The organism is Streptomyces sp. CO7, from assembly GCF_053474865.1.
In genome coordinates, this window is record NZ_JBRIOU010000003.1 from 581,501 (window position 1) to 583,585 (window position 2,085).

The window sequence follows — 2,085 nt, forward strand, 5'->3', positions numbered from 1 at the left end:
CCTCCCGCCCGCCGGTAGCGTGACCGCCATGGACAAAGGGACCGCCACCCGCTCACCCGCCGGCCTGGCCGCCGTCAGCGACGCGCTGCTGGCCATGAGCCGGCGCCTGGAGGTGGGGGACGTCCTCAAGACGATCGTGTCCCGCGCCCGGGAACTGCTCGGCGCCCGCTACGCCGCCCTCGGCGTGCCCGACCACTGCGGAGGCTTCGCCCGCTTCGTGGTCGGCGGCGTCGACGAGGAGACCTGGAAGGCCATCGGCCCGCTCCCGCGCCAGCACGGCATCCTCGCCGCCATGCTCCACGAGGGCCCGCAGCGCCTCGACGACGTCCGCGCCGACCCCCGCTTCGAGGGCTGGCCCGACGCCCATCCGGAGATGACCGACTTCCTTGGCATGCCGATCCGCGACGGCGACGAGATCCTCGGCGCCCTCTACCTCGCGAACAAGGAGAGCGCGGGGCGCCGGAGCGGCGGCCCGCCCGCCCCGGCCTCCCGGTGCGGCTTCACCGAGGAGGACGAGGAGCTCCTCTCCCTCTTCGCCCAGCACGCCGCCATCGCCCTCACCAACGCGCGCCTCTACGAACGCAGCCGCGAGCTCACCATCGCCGAGGAACGCTCCCGGCTCGCCCACGAGCTGCACGACGCCGTCAGCCAGAAGCTCTTCTCCCTCCGCCTCACCGCCCAGGCCGCCGCCACCCTGGTCGACCGGGCCCCCTCCCGCGCCAGGGACGCCATGGGGGAGGTCGCGGCGCTGGCCGCCGAGGCCGCCGAGGAACTGCGCGCCGCCGTGATCGAGCTGCGCCCCGCCGCCCTCGACGAGGACGGACTCGTCGCCACCCTGCGCAGCCAGGTCCAGGTCCTCGACCGCGCCCACAGCGCCCGCGTCACCTTCACCAGCCACGACGTGCGCGCCCTCCCCGCCCCGCAGGAGGCCGCGCTGCTGCGCGTCGCCCAGGAGGCCCTGCACAACGCGCTGCGCCACGGCGACCCGCGCCACGTCGACGTCGTCCTGGAGCGCGAGGGCCCCCGTGCCGTCCTCCGGATCACCGACGACGGCCGCGGCTTCGAACCGGAAGGCGTCCTGAGGGCCGGCCGCCACCTGGGCCTGGTCTCCATGCGCGACCGCGCCACCGGCGTCGGCGGCACGCTCACGGTCAGCTCGGCGCCCGGGAAGGGCGCCGTCGTCGAGATGGAGGTTCCCGGTGGCTGAGCCGGTCAAGGTCCTGCTCGTCGACGACCACCAGGTGGTCCGCCGCGGGCTGCGCACCTTCCTCGAGGTGCAGGACGACATCGAGGTCGTCGGCGAGGCCGGCGACGGCGAGGTGGGCGTCGCCCGCGCGGAGGAGCTGCGGCCCGACGTCGTCCTGATGGACATCCGGATGCCCGGCTCCGACGGCATCGAGGCCCTGCGCCGCCTGCGCTCGCTGGGCAACCCGGCCCGAGTCCTCGTGGTCACCAGCTTCACCGAGCGCCGCACCGTGGTCCCCGCGCTGCGGGCGGGCGCGACCGGATACCTCTACAAGGACGTGGACCCCGACGCCCTCGCCGCGGCCATCCGCTCCGTCCACGCCGGCCACACCGTCCTCCAGCCGGAGGTCGCCGAGGTGCTCCTCGCCCAGGAGAACGGCTCCGGCGAGGGCCGCGGCGGCACCCTCACCGACCGTGAGCGGGACGTCCTCGGCCTGATCGCCGACGGCCGCTCCAACCGGGAGATCGCCCGCTCCCTCTATCTGAGCGAGAAGACGGTGAAGACCCACGTCTCCAACATCCTGATGAAACTCGACGTCTCCGACCGCACCCAGGCCGCCCTCTGGGCCGTCCGCCACGACACCACCTGACCCGGCCCCGCGCCGCGCACACCGCCGGGCGGCCGCCGGACCGGCTCCAGGAGCGGGGGACCCTCGCCGAGCGCTGCCGAGGCCCGTGCCGGCGGGGCCACAGGGCCGCGCGTGCGCCTAGGGCCCCCGCGGGCTCCCGCGAGGCCCGGCCGGTCGGCACCGGATCCCCACGCACCCGCGGCCTCACGCGCGCGCACGCGCGTCGCGGGGAAGAGGTGACAGGAGCCGTCACGGACGGGAAGGCGCCCTC

2 protein-coding genes are annotated in these 2,085 nt (G+C 75.6%); both read left to right on the plus strand.

What is annotated here, in order from left to right:
- Positions 1-28 precede the first annotated feature (28 nt).
- Entirely contained in the window at positions 29-1,207 is a 1,179-nt protein-coding gene (locus tag ACOV8S_RS12640) for a GAF domain-containing sensor histidine kinase (protein WP_448317878.1), read from the plus strand.
- The gene (locus tag ACOV8S_RS12645; RefSeq protein ID WP_448317879.1) at positions 1,200-1,835 is read left to right on the plus strand and encodes a response regulator; all 636 of its coding nucleotides are present in this window, start codon (positions 1,200-1,202) and stop codon (positions 1,833-1,835) included. Before ACOV8S_RS12640 ends, ACOV8S_RS12645 begins: the two co-directional genes overlap by 8 nt.
- The last annotated feature ends 250 nt before the right edge of the window (positions 1,836-2,085 follow it).

What these genes read in the sequence shown, in the direction of transcription:
- ACOV8S_RS12640 (WP_448317878.1), top strand. Translation starts at nt 29, where the DNA reads ATGGACAAAGGGACCGCCACCCGCTCACCCGCCGGCCTGGCCGCCGTC.